Here is a 17,658-nt window from a genome sequence, read left to right as displayed (position 1 = left end):
GGTTCAGGCCTGTATTGCAGTTTGTGTTCAATGGCATTGATTTTACCGGCTGTGGGCAACAGATTTTGCTGTTTACTCTTCTCTGGCAGGTCAAATCTGTTATTTCAATCACCCTGTTGCGGCAGAAAATCCTCCACCAGCGCAGCGTGGAGTTTAACGCCGGTGGCGATGATCTCATCATTAAAATCAAATTCCGGATGATGCAGAGGAATATGTTTGCCCCCTTTGCCCTGCCCAAGCCAGATATACGCGCCTTCGCAGGCCTGTAACATAAAGGCGAAGTCTTCCGAGGTAAAAGCGGGCTGTGGCGCCTCAACCGCATTACCTACTGTTGCCGCCACAGCCAGTGCATGCTGTGCAGCCGCATCGGCGTTGATAGTTGCCGGATAGTAACGATTGTAATCAATACTGATTTGGGTGCCGGTAGCAATGCCTACCCCCTCAATAACCTGGCGGATAGCCACTTCAATCTGATCCTGAACCTGCGGATCAAACGTTCTCACCGTACCGGTAAGTTCCACACTCCCAGGCAATACATTGTGTGAGCTGCCGCCGCTTATTTGAGTAACCGACAATACCGCAGTAGACGTCGGTGCGATCCGCCGGGATACAATGGTATTGAGCTGTGTTACCAGTTCGCTGGCCGCCAGAATAGCATCCGGAGTTTGATGGGGCACGGCAGCATGGCCGCCTTTGCCCTTCACCTGAATAGAGAATTTATCTGCTGCCGCCATGATAGGGCCGGGGCGGGTAGCAATAGTGCCAGCCGGTAAGTCCGGCCAGTTATGGAATGCATACACTCGGTCGCAAGGGAATCGTTCAAACAGACCATCTTCAATCATGGCTTTGGCGCCAGCTTCACCCTCTTCAGCGGGCTGAAAAATAAAGTGTACCGTGCCGTCGAAATTTTTGCTGCGCGCAAGGTGGCGGGCAGCCCCAAGCAACATGGTTGTATGGCCGTCATGCCCACACCCATGAAACACACCGTGATTGCAGCTGGCATAGGGCAGGCCGGTTTGCTCAACAATTGGCAGGGCATCCATATCGGCACGCAGGCCGATAGTGCGGGAAGAATTACCAGCTTTCAGGGTACCAACCACACCAGTTTTACCAATGCCGGTGGTTACCTCAAGGCCGATGTCTCGCAGACTCTGGGCAACTTTATTAGCTGTATCGACCTCTTTAAAGGCGAGCTCAGGATGGGCATGGATATCACGCCTGAAGGCAATTAATTCTTCCAGTAAGTCATCAATATCATGATCATGTGAATTTGCCATAGTCCTTCTCCCGCAGCGTACTGCCTGTGTTAATTAGCCGTAGGATGTCAGTTTAGCGCGCCCGGCACACGCTTTTCGATCTGTTTAGCCCTGACTTTTTAATATAATTTGCTGTTGAGGGTGCCAAAGCGGCAACCAATGCTGCACCATCCCCCCTATACTGGATTCTCATTTATTCTCATACTTTGCAGCAGAATCTGCCGTGAACAAATCATTCGTTCAGGGACTGTTTGCAGCAATCAGTTTTAACAGGAAATATCTCATGACAATACAACCCGTCGAACAGTTGCTTGATACCCGCCGGCTTGCTCAGGCGTATATCAATGGCGAGTGGGTTGCCTTATCACAGGATAAGCCGTTCGATGTTATTAACCCGGCAACCGAAGAGCCTGCCGCGACCATCGGATTAGGCGGCAAGCAGGATCTGAATGCTGCCGTGGCAGCGGCCAAAAAGGCTTTCCCGTTATGGGCTGCCACACCGGTCGAAGAACGTCTTGCAGTGCTGGATAAAGTACTGGAACTAATCGATGAGCGCGCCGACAAGCTGGCCAACCTGATGTCACTGGAAATGGGCGCAACGTTAGGCTACGCCCTGTCTACGCAAGTGCCACTGGCAGCCGCGCACATCCGTGTTGCCCGGGAAAACCTGGCCAGCTATGAATTCACCAAAATGCGTGGCACCACGGCTATTACCCGCGAACCTATTGGCGTTGCAGGTCTGATAACGCCCTGGAACTGGCCACTCTATCAGGTTACCGCTAAAGTCGGCCCGGCCCTGGCTGTTGGCTGCTCAGTAGTGTTAAAGCCCAGCGAATTATCACCGTTAAGTGCCCTGGCCTTTGCTGAAATTCTCCATGATGCCGGCATTCCGGCGGGCGTTTTCAACCTCGTCAATGGTAAGGGAATGGATGTGGGTGAGCCTCTTGCCAGCCATCCGGATGTCGACATGGTCTCTTTCACCGGTTCAACCCGGGCGGGGATCCTGGTTGCACAGGCGGCTGCGCCAACCGTTAAACGGGTGGGTCAGGAGTTGGGCGGTAAATCACCCAATATTCTGCTGCCGGATGCCGACTTTGCCAATGCCGTTGGCCCCGGAGTCCAGGCTGGTATGCGTAACAACGGGCAGTCATGCAGTGCACCTACCCGCATGCTGGTGCCTCGCGAGCGTCTGGCCGAAGTGGAACAACTGGCTGCTACAGCCGCTGAGTCCATTGTAATTGGCTTTGCGGATAACGAACTGGCTACTCACGGGCCACTGGCCAATCGCCCGCAGTTTGAGCGGGTACAAACCATGATCCAGCGTGGCATCGACGAAGGCGCCCGCTGTGTTACCGGTGGCCCCGGTCGCCCCAATGGCTTTGAACGAGGTTTTTATACCCGCCCTACCGTGTTCAGTGATGTCACCCCGGATATGGCAATTGCCCAGGAAGAAATTTTCGGGCCGGTACTATGCCTTATTCCTTATGACAGTGTTGAACACGCCATTGAAATAGCCAACGACACGGTGTACGGGCTGGCTGCCCATGTACAGTCTGCCGACTTGGCAGCAGCCAGAGCAGTAGCCCGCCAAATCCGCAGCGGACAGGTACTGATAAACTATCCGGCCTGGGATCCTCAGGCGCCTTTTGGTGGCTACAAGCAATCAGGAAGCGGTCGGGAATATGGCATCGAAGGGCTGGAAGAGTACCTCGAAACCAAAGCCATTGTTGGCTACGACGTTGAAGCATAAAATTTCCGAGTAGGTAGTAAACACATGTCACCACAACTGAAACAAATTCCCAGCAATGAAAAAATTCCTGCAGAAGCCGATGTCGTCGTTATTGGCGGCGGTATTATCGGCGCGGCAGCCACCTACTTTTTATCCAAACAGGGCTACAAAGTTGCGCTGGTAGAAAAAGGCCAGGTTGGCTGTGAGCAATCCAGTCGAAACTGGGGCTGGTGTCGCCAGCAGAACCGCGATGAACGTGAGTTACCTACCTCCGGGCTATCGATGCGCCTGTGGGATGAGATGTCTAAGGATATCGGCTTCGATCTGGGCTTCAGACGCTGCGGTTTACGCTACGCCACCGACGACCCCAAGCAATTAGCACAATGGGATTCATGGCGTGATCTGGCTAAACAGTATGGCGTTAAAACCGTTATGCTCAATGCCAAAGAAGCCAACGAAATGATCCCAGCCCGTGGTCGCACCTGGATTGGCGGCGTCCACTCTATTGACGATGGCAAGGGCGAACCCGCTATTGCCGCGCCGATGATTGCCGAAGGTGCCCGTGCGCTGGGTGCAACCATTCATCAAAACTGCGCAGCCCGAGGACTGGATATTACCAACGGTAAGGTTGAGGGCGTGATCACTGAACACGGTACCATCAAAACCAACCGGGTACTGTGTGCTGCGGGCGCCTGGGCTTCAGCTTTCTGCCGTCATCATGGTATTAGTTTTCCGCAGGCCAGCGTGCGTCAAACCGCGTTTCGGACCAAGCCAATCAAGAGTATTGGTGATGCGGTCTATACCAACGGGGTTGCCCTTACACGTCGCTTGGATGGCACCTACACGGTTGCCATCAGCGGTACCGCCCGACTCGAATTTACGCCGCAGGGCATTCGTTACGCTAAGCAGTTCATGCCGATGTTTATGCAGCGTATTAAAGCCGTACAGTTTGGCGTTAGCAGTTCTTTCTTTAAAGGCCCGGAAGCCCTGAATAGCTGGACCAATGATGGTATTTCGCCGTTTGAACAGATCCGCATTCTCGATCCGGCACCGGTAAAAAGTAACCTTAGAAAAACCCTGGCAACGGTTAAGGCATTGTTTCCTGCACTGGAAGCAATGGAAATCGGAGAAAGCTGGGGCAGCTTTGTAGACTGCACGCCTGATGCCATTCCGGTTATTTCAGAAATTGATTCTGTGGAAGGCTTCTTCCTGGCAGCAGGCAGCTCTGCTCATGGTTTTGGTCTTGGGCCAGGCCTTGCACATATTGCAGCCGACCTGGTGACGGGCCGACAATCACAAATTGACACCCACCCCTACCGCCTGTCCCGACTGCTGGATGGCTCTAAAGTAAAAGTAGGCGCTATTTAACCGCGCCCTGAACCGCGTTCCTCCGTATGTGGTCGGCTGCGTTATCGCGCCGGCCACGTTTTTTATCCGCGCTTCAGTTGGGTAAGCTGGCATCGATAAAGGTTGCCAGGTCCGCTTTAAACTGGGCCATTGAAGGCTCATGCACATACATCATATGTCCCGCCTCATAGTAGGCTGTAGAGATATTACTACGCAATGCTGCCGGTATTTTAAGATGGTCGATCATGTACTGGGTAGTGAAGTGCGGCGTAGCCAAATCATAATAGCCCTGCTGAAACAACACCTTCATTTTAGGGTTCTGAATCATCGCATAGGATAAATCAATCAGAGTGTCGGGAAAGGGCATTTTGAAGCCAACATTTGGTTGTACATGACCCCAGTCCCAACTGCTGAACACATCACCAAATACCTTGTAATCCACCTCCTGCTCAGATTTGAGTTCGGTACGGTAATAATCCATAAAAGCAGCCAGTAATGGCGGGCCTATGGCGGTGGTCATAGGATCATAACTCATCGCTTCTGAATGCACCGACAAAGTGTTTCCTTTAAAGCGAGAATCAATGCGCCCAACCGTTTGTGCGCTTTCGCTTAGCACTTCCTTGGTAAACACCTGATGGTTTACCCGTAAATCTGCATCCAGCCAGTATTGCGCCTCAAGGCCTGTCAGGGCGGCAAGTTTTTCGGCCAGCGCCTTTTTCTTATCTGCCGATAATCGTACGCCTTTCAGTAGGGCCGGGGCATACTCGTCTATGGCGAAGGCTTCTGCCGCCTTAAGATGCTCCGCTAGAGTTGCTGGTTTGTTGTCAATTGCATCGTGATACCAGCCGGTGGCGGCAAAGGTGGGTAAAAACAGTACATGAGGCAGGTCGGTCTGACCAAAATCAAATCCATTCACAAACTGCAAAAACGGCGACACCAACATAATGCCATTCAGACTAATCATTTCGTTAGTAAGCGCCTGGGCCACACCCGCAGTGCGCATCCCGCCATAGCTTTCTCCCAGAATGAATTTGGGTGACTGCCAGCGGTTATTCTCAGTAATATACTGCTTGATAAACGCGGACACCGAGCGAATATCCTGGTCGGTGCCCCAAAAATCCTCACCTTTGCCCTCTCCTACCGGGCGCGAGAAGCCGGTACCAACCGGATCAATCATCACGATATCGGCCTTATCCAGAATGGTGAATTCATTAACCACATAGCCATACGGGCCATTATTGGCAAACTCAACGTCTTTAACCACTGCTCGTTTAGGACCGAGGATCCCCATGTGTAACCACAGCGACGCTGAGCCCGGCCCACCGTTATAAGCAAACAGAATTGGCCGCTTGCGCAGGCTGGTATCTTCTTTTACGTAAGAAGTGTAACCAAACAGTGCTATCGGCTCCTGCTTGGCGTTTTTCATCAGCATGGTACCCGCGGTAGCGGTATAACTGAGTTTTTTACCATTGATTATGATGCTGTGACTGGTGACGGAAGTTTTCGCTTCGGGTACAGGTGGTTTTTCTTCTGGTTCATCCTGAGCAAAGCCAGAATAACTTACCAGACACATACAAAGTAACGCTCGGTGGATAATAAAACGCATGGTCGGATCCCTGAATTATTGTAAAGGAACAAACAGGGTTTCTGATATTACAGGCAGTAAAACCGATAACGGCATAGACCACAGGAGGGACTCTGTTCGTTTTTGCACTTAAACGACAGCGCTGTACAAATACTAGACAAACCTACAGGCTAGCGCAATGACTAATGAGTGACTTTGATTGCACAGTCAGTTCTTCCCGGTGCAGCGAATCGGCGGGTCTAGCCGCAATACCAATATGCTAACACTAAAACCTGGTAATGCTACTTGAGGTAGGACTTAAGAATTTTATTAAGCGCCTCTACTTCCTCTGCTCGCTCTGCGTCACTGAGTCCCGGCTTACCCACATGTTCGCGGATGTGATCTTCCAGAATCGTGGTCATCAGTCCGTTTACGGCGCCTTTGATCGCAGTAACCTGCTGCAGGATGGCCAGACACTCGTTGCCATCGTTCATGGATTTTTCTACAGCATTTAACTGGCCGCGGATTTTCTTTACCCGCGTAAGTAATGCCTGCTGATTTTTATGGATATGCGCCATAGTCTGCTCTGCCAATTATCATGCTTAATGGTATACTGGGGTATAGTATATCAATAAACCGAACAGATGGCCTGTTATGACTAAAAATATTGCTGAAAAGTGGTCTCATTCGCACAACTTTTATGTGGATAGCAGCGAATCAGAGCGCAAGGTAAACCTGGTGTTCTTACTCACAACCATCACCATGGTGGTGGAAATTGTAGCGGGGAGCTGGTTTGGCTCGATGGCTCTACTCGCTGATGGCTGGCATATGTTTACCCATTCCGCGGCCTTTGCGGTTTCCATGTTTGTTTACTGGTATTCCCGTAAGCATCGTCACAGCAGCGACTATTCTTTTGGTACCGGCAAGGTCAATGCACTGGGAGGCTTTGCCAGCGCGGTGGCCCTGGCAACCGTTTCGTTATTCATGCTGATTGAGTCAACAGAGCGGCTATTTCTGCCCCAGGCTATCAGTTTTAATGAAGCCATTGTGGTGGCTATCATTGGCTTCGTGGTGAATGTCGCCTCGGTATTCTTACTGCACGATGATCATCACCACCATCATCATGGCCACGGGCACCACGACCACGACCACGACCACGACCACGACCACGACCACGACCACGACCATCATGAGCATAATCATGCGCATCACGATCACAACCTAAAAGCCGCGTATTTTCATGTGCTCGCCGATACCCTGACCTCCTTGCTGGCCATCGTTGCACTGATACTGGGTAAGTTTTATGGATGGCTGTGGGCCGATGCGGTTATGGGCATTGTGGGCGCAGCGGTTATTGGAAAGTGGGCCTGGGGCCTGATGACTCACAGCAGCGGTATGTTGTTAGATAAAGCCGCGAAACCGCAACACGCAGCAAAAGTCGCCCGCCTGATTGAGGAAGATGGCGCATCGGTGGTAACCGATTTTCACTACTGGCAGCTATCCGGCAAGCATCATGCGGCGATTGTCAGCGTGGCCACCAGCGCTTCGCTAACGCCTGATGACATCAAGCATAAGGTACGTCATCACCTGCCATGCGACCATATTACGGTAGAGATTAATCCATTGCCGAAACCATAGAAAAGCCCGCATTTAGCGGGCTTCCAATTGGCAGTTCCGACTCAGAGACTAATCTGGCACTGGCACCCGAACCGGTGCTTTGGGCATTGGTTTGATGGGTGACTGATAGCCTTTCAAACCGGCCAGCCCAACTTCAATGGCTTTATCCAGTTGTGGATCCTCGCCCTTTGCCGTTTTGCTGGTCCATTGCTCCACATTGATATCCGGTGCCACACCGTAGTTCTCAACCTGCCACTCACCATTCACGTCGTAAAAGCCCGACCGAGGCGCCGTCATGCTGCCACCGTCAATAAAGGCCGGTACGCCCCAGATGCCCACCAGGCCACCCCAGGTGCGTTTGCCCACCAGCTTACCAAGGCCATAGTAGTTAAACATGTAAGGCAACATATCTCCGCCGGAGCCCGACACTTCGTTAATCAGCATCACCTTGCTGCCCCAGGTACCTGCTGCCGGGCTGGTCAAAGGTTCAGCCGGCGCGTAGGGATTATTGAAAAAGCCATTAAGCTCCCGGCGCAACACATTAATGATGTAATCAGCGATAAAGCCACCATGATTAAAGCGTTCATCAATGATCACGCCCGGCTTGTTGGCCTGGGGGTAATAATAACGGTTAAAGCTGTGATAGCCTCCTTCTGCGGTTTCTGGCACCCACACGTAAGCGAGCTTTCCGTTGGACTTTTCTTCCACATACCGGCGGTTCTGTTCTACCCAATGCTGCTTACGTAGTTCATTTTCGTTACCAATGGTTTTAACCAGAAAGTCCTGTTGGTTGTTTTTTTTGCCTGGCTCACCGATGGTTACCGTTACCGTTTGGCCAAGGGTACCTTCGAACTGCGCATAAACGTTCTCTTCACTGGTTAGTGGTTTACCGTTAACAGCCAGCAGGTAACTGCCCTTTTCGATAAGGTGCGCATAAGGTCCCAACGGCGCCATAAGGTTTGCACCGGCAACAAATCTCTCACCGGTGTACACCCGGGTAAGCTTTATCCCGCGGTTATCAAGTTCATAATCCACACCCAGCAGGCCGACGTGGGATTTACCTGTTTCAGGTTTATCCCCGGCGCCGGTATAGGAATGCCCTATCGACACTTCGCCGCCCAGGGTATCGAGTAAATAGGTGAGATCCAGCGGATGACTGACCGAGGCAACCAACGGCTGATACACTTCATATATTTCATCCCAGTCGGCGCCGTGGAAGTTATCTACATACAGATAATCGCGCTGATAACGCCAGGCCTCGCGGAAAATCTGCTGCCACTCTTCGGCATAATCCACCCGTTTGGATAGCGCCAGCTTAATGGCTTTATCATCTTTACCGGAGCCCTGTGCGGCACTGATCAGGCGATAGGAAGAGCCACTTTTAACCAACAGGGATTTACCGTCAGCGGTGAGTTTAAAATCGCTGATCTTATCGGCCAGCTTTTTCATTTCACGCTCAGAGGCATTAAAGGTCATCAGGCTGGTTTGTTTGTCACCGGTATCGTCTGCATACTGACTGAGAAAATACAGGTTGCCCTCTTTGCCACCGGTTAAATGACTAAATTGTCCCGACTTAGCACTCACCGGCAAGATACGTTCAGCGAAAGCGGCCACCTGCACTTTGGTTTGTGATTCACCAGTCGGTTTGTCATTACCTGCTTCGTCATCACCGGCTTCATCCTCTTCACTTTCAGGCGCCGGCTCTTCATCGGAACGCTCCGGGAACAGCGGCATGTCTTCTGCGTTAAGTAGCGCATAGTACAACTGGTAGCTGGGCGTAAAGCTGATAGATGACATATCAAGCCAGGGCGCTTTAGGACCGTAATCCACGCTGCCAAGGAAGTACAACACTTCACTGTCATCACTAAAGGTAGGCCAGGTCACTTCAACCATGCCGTCGGTCAGCTGAAAGGTTTTACGCTCCATCACCGAATACAGGTGCAGTTCGCGGAAGAAATTAACGCCCTGTTTGGTGTAAGCGATATACCGACTGTCGGGAGACCAACTGGCCATCATCTGCCATTCAGGATGGACCCGTTTGTTGGTATCGATAACTCTGGTGGTCTGGTTTTCCCGGTTAGCAACCCATAACTGCTGCGAAGAGTCGGTAAATAACAGTCGTTTGCTGTCGGGCGACCAGCGCAGCTCATCGTAAAAGCCGCGCCCCGCCAGCGTGATTACCGTTTGCTCTTTGCCGTACTGATCGGCAATGATGAGTTCATACTCGCCGGAGCGATCGCTAAACCACGCGATGTACTGGCCGTCCGGCGACCAGGCTGCCCCATGCTCGCGTGCGCCGGAAGTGTCGGTAAGCGGCCTTGGCGACCCGTATTCTACCGGCACCGAATAGACATCGCCACGAGCCGTGAACAGCGCGCGCTGACCGGTAGGCGATACATCAAAGCCAGTGACCTGTTTATGCGCGTCAACGTAACCGGTACGGGCCCAGTAGAAGTCGGCGGCCACCTCTATATTTATCTTGCTGGCTGCAGCATTGCCATTTTTCAGATACAGATCGCCAAGGTGCTCATACACAACCCGGTTACCGTCCACTGCAAAACCCATAACATCATACTTATCCTGACGAGTAACCTGACTCACCGCCTTCGACTGCGGCGAATATTTAAATACATTCGTCACCCTAGAACGATTGGATAAAAAGTAGATATCGCCGTTTGACGACCACTCTGGATCCACATCGAAGTCGTTATCGAAAGGCAGGTCATATTCTTTCAGGCTGTCGATATTAATCACCCTCAGCGCCTGATTCTGGCCACCACGGTAATTACGCCAGCCTCTGTCCCAAAAGCCAGCTCTTCGAAACACCAGATTTTCCCCGCTGTTATCAAATGCACCATCAAACGCTCGCTGCATGGGTAATTGGCTCGGGTTCCCCCCTTTTATAGAAACAGTGAATAACTGTTGCCAGTTACGCGGCGCCGAAAACCGCGCCGAACTGAAGAGCACCTGCTGGCTGTCTGGTGACCAGCCTACGGCAGCGTCGGCGCCCGGATGATAGGTAAGACGCTGAGGCTCGCCACCGTTAACGCTAACCACAAACACATCACGGTTGCCTTCGTATTCACCGGTAAACGCTATGTAATTACCATCGGGCGAAATGACCGGCTGTGATTCACTGCCCTGAAAACTGGTTAGCCGCTGGGCTGTACCGCCGTTGATGCTGGTTTTCCAGATATCATTAGCATAAGTAAATACCAGGGTATCACCGTGAAGTGCAGGCTGCCGAAGCAGTTGTGTGGCGTTAGAGACAGCTGGCAGGGTGGCCAGCATGAGTGTGAGTAAAAGTCCTTTTAAGGTCATAAGCTGTACCTTTTTGTTTGTTATTATACTGCCGTAGTCATTCAGCTTAGCCTAATTAGTAAACAATGTAAGTATTAGCGCTTACAATCTGCCGTAGGACAATCGTAAGAACTGGCTAATTGGAGAGTAGTTGTCTTCAGAACGATAGCCTAAATTGGCTTTTGAGTTGTCCGTCACGTTATTCATTGCAAGGAGGCAAGCTTTGTTCCAGCGGATGAAACTGAATAAACACCGATTTTTCTTTACGCTATTCCTTTTATTGCAGATTGCTTATGCAGTGCGAAGCTATCCCTATAGTCAGGCAGAACTGGTCTGGCTCGGAGCCGGTGTGGTATTTACGGTGCTTTACTATTGGTTTGGCAGCGTGAGGGCAAGCCGGCATTGCCGGAGCGGGAGCAAAAACGGCTGGCGCTAATGGCGCACCAGCCGGAATATTGAGCAGTCGGTATTATCCCTTATGCCCGCGACTGGCGTGAGTCCAACCAGGTAGGATCCAGCGTTGGCACACTGTTTAGTAGCAACTCGGTATAAGGTTCATAAGGCCCAATGGCAAACTGTTTACCCGACGTGTACTGCACGGTTTTGCCTTTGTAGAGCACCATGATCTCGTCGCACAGGCTTTTTACCGTAGAAATGTCGTGGCTGATAAACACAATGGCAATATTGAGTTTCGCCTGCAACTCGCCCAGTAACTCAAGAATGGCCGCAGCCACAACAGTATCGAGTGCCGAGGTGACCTCATCACATAAAATAACGCTTGGTTCCGCCGCTAACGCCCGGGCCAGATTGATGCGTTGTTTCTGTCCGCCCGACAGAGCACCGCATTTGCGGTCTGCCAGGTCAGCAGGCAATTTAACCAGTTCCAGCAGTTCTGCTACGCGCTGCTTGCGCGCAGCACCTTTAAGGCCATGAAAAAAGGTCAGCGGCCGGCCCAGGATATCACCCACTTTATGAGCGGGATTCAGCGCCGTATCCGCATTCTGAAACACCATCTGAATTTGCTGACACTCGGTCTTGCTGCGGTCCACTATGGCAGGAGTTAACTCTTTGTTGTTGAGTAACATCGTACCGTTGGCAGCTGGCAATAAGCCGGCTATCACCCGGGCAAAGGTCGACTTGCCTGAGCCTGACTCACCAATAATACCTACTGTTTGCCCGCGCCGGACACGCATGGAAATGTCTGACAGAATTGGGATCTCAGGTTTACCATCCCTGCTTATCTTACCGTAGCCGGCATCGATATTCGCGATATCAATCACCACCTCTCCCGGCTCGTTATCCTTATAACTATCACTGTCCTGCACCGCGCTGAGCAGTTGCCGGGTATAGGCATGTTCGGCGTGGTTAAGAATAGTGGGGGTCGGGTTCTTTTCCATCATCCTGCCGTTTTGCAGCACCAGGATCTGATCGGCAATCTGGGCAACAACGGCCAAATCGTGAGATACATAAACCGCCGTAGTGTTGTACGCTTTCACTACGTCTTTAAATGCTTTTAGTACATCTACCTGAGTGGTGACATCGAGCGCAGTAGTGGGCTCATCAAAAATAATCAGTTCCGGCTCGCAAATCAGGGCCATGGCCGCCATCAGTCGCTGCAGCTGGCCACCCGATACCTCATGAGGATAGCGGCGGCCGATGGTCTGCGGCGACGGCAACGACAGTTGCTTAAACAGATCAATGGCTTTGGCCTCGGCCTGACTGCGCGACATCACGCCATGCATCAGGGCACTTTCTATCACCTGCTCCATAATGCGGCGGGACGGATTAAACGCCGCTGCGGCACTTTGCGCCACATAAGCGACTTTGCGTCCTCGCACGCCAGCCAGCTGGGCAGCATTCATAGCTGCCATATTATCCTCGCCCACGTGCACTGCACCGCCACTGATACGACATCCCGGACGAGCATATCCCAGCAGCGAAAGCGCTATCGTGGTTTTGCCTGAGCCAGACTCGCCGATGAGTGCAAGCACCTCACCACGCTTAAGGGTAAAGCTGACATCATGGACAATCGTTTTGGCCTGACCTTGTGGCCCGGCTTCAACGCGTAATTTCTCAACACTCACATGTGCAGTCATCTTACTTACCTCGCGCCGCATAAGTTGCGCCGCCGCGCAGACTGTCAATTAACAGGTTTACCGCAATGGTAATAGTCGCGATGGCAATGGCCGGAATAATAACCGCCGGTGCGCCTTCTGCCAGGCCGGAAATGTTCTCGCGAACCAGAGAGCCGAGGTCCGCCTCCGGGGGCTGAACGCCGAGCCCTAAAAAGCTCAGGCTACTTAGCAGCAGCACAACAAACACGAACCGCAACCCAAAATCGGCCAGCATGGGATGCAGAATATTGGGCAAAATTTCCTTTATCGCCAGATACAAGCGGCTTTCTCCACGGGTTCTGGCCACCGTAACAAAATCCATGTTTGCTACGTTGACTGCCAGCGCGCGGGCAATCCGAAACGATCCTGGCATATAACTGATAGCGGTAATGGTTAACAGTAATGGCACCGATGAGCCAAATGCGGCAATCATTACCAGCGAGAAAATTTTGCTCGGGATAGAAATCAGTGCATCCATAAAACGGGAAATCACTTCATCTGTACGAGGGCCACTAACGGCTGAAAACAGCGCTATTAAGGTACCAGCAGAGCAGGCTAGCGCCGCCGCTAGTAGCGGAATAAAAATGGTAAAACGGGTGCCATCGAGAATACGACTAAACACATCGCGGCCAATGTAATCGGTGCCTAGTACGTAATCGCCGCCGATGGGCTCAAACACATCATAAGCCACGATTTCGCTGCCCGAATGAGGCGCCAGCCAGGGGCCAAAGACGGCAATAAAAACCCAGAACATTACCAGCAGCGCACCCAGCTTGCCGGATAAGGGCATTGATTTTAATACATTCATTGGCCTAGCCTCCGGTTCGCAGTTTAGGGTTAGCCACAATGGCCGAGATATCAGCAACGAGTACCAGAATTAAATAGCCGGTACAAAACAACATGGCACAGGCTTGCAGGAGCGGCATATCACGGTTGGTTACGGCATCCACCATTAAGCTGGCTACGCCGGGATAGTTGAAAATAACCTCAACAATGACCACTCCACCGAGTAAATAAGAAAGGCTTAATGCCACGGCGTTAACGATTGGCCCGACCGCGTTGGGTAACGCATGGCGCAGCACCGCTCGTGACAGAGGCGAGCCTTTAAGTAGCGCCATTTCCACGTAGGGCTGAGAAAGCTGCTCCAGCACGGCCGCGCGGGTCATTCTTGCCATCTGCGCACTGAGCACAATACACAGGGTAGCAACCGGCATAGCAAATGCGCGGAAGTAATCATACACCCCGGCATCGGCAGGAATGTACGATAACGACGGCAGCCAGTTTAGTTCCACCGCAAAAATCAGCACAAAAATGGTTGCCAGCAAAAACTCAGGCACCGCTACCATCGATAACGTAAAGATGTTCATGGCTTTGTCGATGCGACTACCACTGTACATGGCGGCAACAATCCCCAGCACCATGGCAAAGGGTACAGCTAACAACGCAGTAAACCCTGCCAGCATGAGCGATTGTGACAGCCGTGAGCTAATCAGTTCGCTTACCGGACGTGCATTGGCCAACGATGTACCCGCATCACCACTTAGCAGTCCACCGAGCCATTTTGCATAACGCAGCATCGGCGGATCGTTTAAGCCATAAGCTTCCCGCAGCTCTGCCACCGCTTCGGGGGTAGCGCTTTGACCAAGCATTTCCTGTGCGGCATCACCGGGTAGCAGGTTGGCAATAAAAAACACCACCGCAGAAACAATCAACAGCGTAATAATTGATAAGCCAATCCGTTTAATAATCAGCTGGAAAATGACCTTCATTGATAACTCCTTAAGAAAATCAGGCGTCCAGCCAGACATATTCGGCAAAGCTATACCCCATCAATCCGCCTGTCGGGATAGGGAAATTACCTTTGATGCGTTTATCATGACCATCGATAAGATTCATAAATACCGGGATACTCGTTCCGCATTGCTCACTGATGAGCTCCTGCATATCCCAGTACATCTGTTTACGTTTTGCCTCATCACCTTCGCCCCGTGCCGCCGCCAGTAACTGATCAAACTGCCGGTTATTCCAGCCAGATTCGTTCCACGGTGCGTCTGATTTGTAGAACAGGCTGAACAGCTCATCCAGACTAACCCGCGGATTAATATTGCCGAACCCCAGTGGATGCTTCATCCAGTGATTTGACCAGTAGCCATCGGCCGGTACACGGTTAATGCCAAAGTGCATGCCGGCTTCAATACCGGATAATTGCAACAAGGCGGCCATATCTACCGAACCTTCCGCGGCAGGAGACGCGAACACCGGCACTCTGGCACCGGTTAAACCGGCTTTTTTAAGATGGTACTTAGCACGGTCTATATCATAGGGGCGTTGCGGTAACTCGTGGTTGAAGTACTTATGACTTGGCGCCACCGGATGGTCATTAGCAATGGTGGCGTACCCTCTGAACAGCGCGCGCTGGATAAGCTCGCGGTTCATCATGTACTTTACTGCCAACACAAAATCCGGGTTATTGGTGGGGTAAGCATCCTGACGCATGATCAGATTGGTATACAAACTGGATTCGGTCTGCATGATGTCAGCCGTGCCCGAACGGCGCACCCGTTTGGTTGAACGCGGGTTTATCGCCAACGCCATTTGAATATCACCAGAGAGTAACGCATTCACCCGCGAGGATTCATCGGCAATCCCCACCAGCTCTATTTCATCCAGATACGGTTTACCCGGCTTCCAGAAATTCGGGTTCTTCTCACCAACGGTACGCACCCCGGCGGAAAATTCCTTTAATCGATAAGGGCCGGTGCCATTGGCGGTTTGCGAGAAATCCGTGGTGCCATCGGCCACAATACAAAAGTTAGACGAAGCGAGCATCACCGGTAAATCTGCGTTTGGGGCATGTAACGTAATACGCAGACTCATTGGCCCGGTAACGACCACTTCTTTAAACTGAGCCGCAATTGGCGCCGCCCGGGATGTCACCGCTGGATCCTTATGACGCAGCAGTGAATACACCACATCTTGGGGAGTCAGGCTTTTACCATCATGAAAAGTTACGCCGCTGCGCAAGGTAACCTGCCAGTTTTGCTGATCCTCTGATTCAAAGGTTTCAGCCAGCGCCGGGTCTGCACCCAACTCACGGTTAAATTGAGTCAGCCCACTGTAAACCATATAAATACGGACGTAGTCGGTACTCAACGAGGCTTTGGCCGGATCCAGAGTATCTTTGGTTGACATCGAATTAGTTGCCACCCGGATCCGTCCGCCATACCGGGGTTTAGCCGGCGGTTGTTCATTACTCATTTGAGCCAGTACATGGGCAGGTAAAGCAAGGCCGCTGGCCGCGGTTACTAACCCGGCAGCGCCGAGTGATTTGAGTAACGCTCTGCGACTACCTGAGTGTTGCTCCGCAACCTTGTGCATGGCGGCAGCTTGGAGACGCTTATTGGTCATGGTCTTCCCCTATAAATTACGGTTCAGGCGATTACGAAACACTAGTGCAGCATATCCTGCACTTTGTAATACATGCCGACGAAAGGTAAAAACCAGGGTTTACCAAAATGAAAAGGCACGGCTGGCCATTGGGTGGTGAGCCAAGGGCAGTCAACCGACTTACCGTCGATGATATCGGCCATCACCTCGCCCATATGAATCGCCATTTGCACGCCGTGACCGCTGTAGCCCATGGCATAAAACATGCCCTGGTGCTCGCCAACTTTGGGCAAGCGATCAGCGCTCATATCCACCGTGCCGCCCCAGCAGTAATCAATTTTACTGCTGGCCAGTTGTGGAAACATGTCATCCAGCGACTGGCGCAGGATCTCACCACTTTTTAGATCAGAGCGCGGATTCGATACCGCAAATCGCGCCCGGCCGCCGAACAGTAAACGCCGGTCAGCGGTTAAGCGGAAGTAATTGCCGATATTTTTACTGGTTACGTAAGAGCGATTGCCCGGAAACAGCGAGGCACACAAATCCTCACTTAATGGTTCCGTGGTCACGGCAAAACTGCCCACCGGCACTATTCGACGTCGAAACCAACTAAATGGCCCCGGTCCGCTGCCGCCAGTAGCGATAAGAATCGCTTTCGCTTTAATGGTTTGCTGTGGAGTGGTGACTACCCAGCTTTGCTCACCGGTTTTATCAATTTTGATAACCGGTTGATGCTGAAAAATGGCCACGCCCTTTTCCAGACAGCGAGTTGCCAACCCATATACCATTTTGCCCACATGCAGTTGCGCGCCTTTAGGCGTTAGTAACCCGCCATAAAACTGATCAGAGCCGATTTCCTGTTGTAAAGCCGTAGCATCGAGCAAACTGGCTTCAGGATCCACGGCTTTAGTCAGCGCTTCATGGGTGCGAACCAATTTGTCGAAATGCTCAGGCTTGGCGGCGAGTTTGATTTTACCCGCCCGGCGAAAATCACAGTCAATATTTTCGCTACTGACAATACGTTCTACCGAGTCTACTGCCTGATTGTAAAACTGATAAAAAGACTGCGCCTTTTGTTCGCCATAAGCGGCAACCAAACCGGCATAATCCTGAGCGGTGCCATTATTGCACTGCCCGCCGTTGCGACCTGACGCTTCACCGCCTACCACACCAGCTTCACAAAGCGCCACAGAAGCGCCTCGCTTGGCTAACGCCAGCGCCGAGGATAATCCGGTAAAGCCACCACCAACCACCAGTACATCGACGGGCTGTTCAGGTAATGCCGATTCAGTTGTGCTTATAGTCGGGGCTGTATCCAGCCAGAAAGACGCGCTTTTCATCGAA

The 17,658-nt window shown here is 51.9% G+C and carries 12 protein-coding genes; 3 read left to right on the top strand and 9 right to left on the bottom strand.

The genetic code is table 11. The features are described from left to right. Positions 1–104: 104 nt before the first annotated feature. Complete coding sequence (locus D9T21_RS12635; RefSeq protein ID WP_123325351.1) at positions 105–1,277, bottom strand: M20 aminoacylase family protein; 1,173 nt, start codon at positions 1,275–1,277, stop codon at positions 105–107. Positions 1,278–1,539: 262 nt separating this feature from the next. Between D9T21_RS12635 and D9T21_RS12630 the strand changes: the two genes are divergently transcribed. Together D9T21_RS12630 and D9T21_RS12625 are read left to right on the top strand one after the other, a co-directional pair. Further along, positions 1,540–3,006, top strand: a complete 1,467-nt coding sequence (locus tag D9T21_RS12630) for an aldehyde dehydrogenase family protein (protein ID WP_123325350.1) — start codon at positions 1,540–1,542, stop codon at positions 3,004–3,006. A gap of 24 nt (positions 3,007–3,030) precedes the next feature. Then, positions 3,031–4,353, top strand: a complete 1,323-nt coding sequence (locus tag D9T21_RS12625) for an NAD(P)/FAD-dependent oxidoreductase (protein WP_123325349.1) — start codon at positions 3,031–3,033, stop codon at positions 4,351–4,353. A 73-nt stretch (positions 4,354–4,426) separates the two neighbouring features. Here D9T21_RS12625 and D9T21_RS12620 read toward each other — a convergent pair whose 3' ends face one another. Continuing rightward, on the bottom strand, positions 4,427–5,938 hold the full coding sequence (locus tag D9T21_RS12620) for a S10 family peptidase (RefSeq protein ID WP_206427265.1): 1,512 nt from the start codon (positions 5,936–5,938) through the stop codon (positions 4,427–4,429). A 260-nt stretch (positions 5,939–6,198) separates the two neighbouring features. Continuing rightward, complete coding sequence (locus tag D9T21_RS12615; RefSeq protein WP_123325371.1) at positions 6,199–6,474, bottom strand: metal/formaldehyde-sensitive transcriptional repressor; 276 nt, start codon at positions 6,472–6,474, stop codon at positions 6,199–6,201. A 76-nt stretch (positions 6,475–6,550) separates the two neighbouring features. On the opposite strand from D9T21_RS12615, the gene dmeF reads away from it, so the two are divergent. Beyond that, a complete protein-coding gene (gene dmeF / locus D9T21_RS12610; protein WP_123325348.1) occupies positions 6,551–7,534 on the top strand; it encodes a CDF family Co(II)/Ni(II) efflux transporter DmeF in 984 nt (327 codons plus the stop codon). Positions 7,535–7,582: 48 nt separating this feature from the next. Here dmeF and D9T21_RS12605 read toward each other — a convergent pair whose 3' ends face one another. The 6 genes from D9T21_RS12605 to D9T21_RS12575 all read right to left on the bottom strand — a co-directional run bounded on the left by D9T21_RS12605 (position 7,583) and on the right by D9T21_RS12575 (position 17,654). After that, positions 7,583–10,834 carry a S41 family peptidase gene (locus tag D9T21_RS12605; protein WP_123325347.1) on the bottom strand — a complete coding sequence of 1,084 codons (3,252 nt, stop codon included), beginning with the start codon at positions 10,832–10,834 and terminating at the stop codon, positions 7,583–7,585. A gap of 455 nt (positions 10,835–11,289) precedes the next feature. Then, positions 11,290–12,909 (bottom strand): ABC transporter ATP-binding protein, encoded by a 1,620-nt coding sequence (locus D9T21_RS12595; protein WP_123325345.1) that lies wholly within the window; start codon positions 12,907–12,909, stop codon positions 11,290–11,292. A gap of 1 nt (position 12,910) precedes the next feature. Continuing rightward, positions 12,911–13,735, bottom strand: a complete 825-nt coding sequence (locus tag D9T21_RS12590; protein WP_123325344.1) for an ABC transporter permease — start codon at positions 13,733–13,735, stop codon at positions 12,911–12,913. A gap of 4 nt (positions 13,736–13,739) precedes the next feature. Beyond that, positions 13,740–14,696: an ABC transporter permease gene (locus tag D9T21_RS12585; RefSeq protein WP_123325343.1), complete on the bottom strand. Its 957-nt coding sequence runs from the start codon at positions 14,694–14,696 to the stop codon at positions 13,740–13,742. A gap of 19 nt (positions 14,697–14,715) precedes the next feature. Then, positions 14,716–16,335 carry an ABC transporter substrate-binding protein gene (locus D9T21_RS12580; protein WP_241155706.1) on the bottom strand — a complete coding sequence of 540 codons (1,620 nt, stop codon included), beginning with the start codon at positions 16,333–16,335 and terminating at the stop codon, positions 14,716–14,718. A 41-nt stretch (positions 16,336–16,376) separates the two neighbouring features. Beyond that, a complete protein-coding gene (locus tag D9T21_RS12575) occupies positions 16,377–17,654 on the bottom strand; it encodes an NAD(P)/FAD-dependent oxidoreductase (protein ID WP_123325342.1) in 1,278 nt (425 codons plus the stop codon). Positions 17,655–17,658: the final 4 nt, after the last annotated feature.

It is taken from the genome of Marisediminitalea oceani, from assembly GCF_003731635.1.
Classification (GTDB): domain Bacteria; phylum Pseudomonadota; class Gammaproteobacteria; order Enterobacterales; family Alteromonadaceae; genus Alteromonas; species Alteromonas oceani.
Note: the sequence above shows the minus strand (reverse complement) of the source record. Positions and strands in the feature narration are given on the sequence as shown.

Coding starts and splice junctions, on each gene's coding strand:
- D9T21_RS12635 (WP_123325351.1), bottom strand. CDS start 1,277: ATGGCAAATTCACATGATCATGATATTGATGACTTACTGGAAGAATTA.
- D9T21_RS12580 (WP_241155706.1), bottom strand. CDS start 16,335: ATGACCAATAAGCGTCTCCAAGCTGCCGCCATGCACAAGGTTGCGGAG.
- dmeF (WP_123325348.1), top strand. CDS start 6,551: ATGACTAAAAATATTGCTGAAAAGTGGTCTCATTCGCACAACTTTTAT.
- D9T21_RS12605 (WP_123325347.1), bottom strand. CDS start 10,834: ATGACCTTAAAAGGACTTTTACTCACACTCATGCTGGCCACCCTGCCA.
- D9T21_RS12585 (WP_123325343.1), bottom strand. CDS start 14,696: ATGAAGGTCATTTTCCAGCTGATTATTAAACGGATTGGCTTATCAATT.
- D9T21_RS12630 (WP_123325350.1), top strand. CDS start 1,540: ATGACAATACAACCCGTCGAACAGTTGCTTGATACCCGCCGGCTTGCT.
- D9T21_RS12625 (WP_123325349.1), top strand. CDS start 3,031: ATGTCACCACAACTGAAACAAATTCCCAGCAATGAAAAAATTCCTGCA.
- D9T21_RS12620 (WP_206427265.1), bottom strand. CDS start 5,938: ATGCGTTTTATTATCCACCGAGCGTTACTTTGTATGTGTCTGGTAAGT.
- D9T21_RS12615 (WP_123325371.1), bottom strand. CDS start 6,474: ATGGCGCATATCCATAAAAATCAGCAGGCATTACTTACGCGGGTAAAG.
- D9T21_RS12590 (WP_123325344.1), bottom strand. CDS start 13,735: ATGAATGTATTAAAATCAATGCCCTTATCCGGCAAGCTGGGTGCGCTG.
- D9T21_RS12595 (WP_123325345.1), bottom strand. CDS start 12,909: ATGACTGCACATGTGAGTGTTGAGAAATTACGCGTTGAAGCCGGGCCA.
- D9T21_RS12575 (WP_123325342.1), bottom strand. CDS start 17,654: ATGAAAAGCGCGTCTTTCTGGCTGGATACAGCCCCGACTATAAGCACA.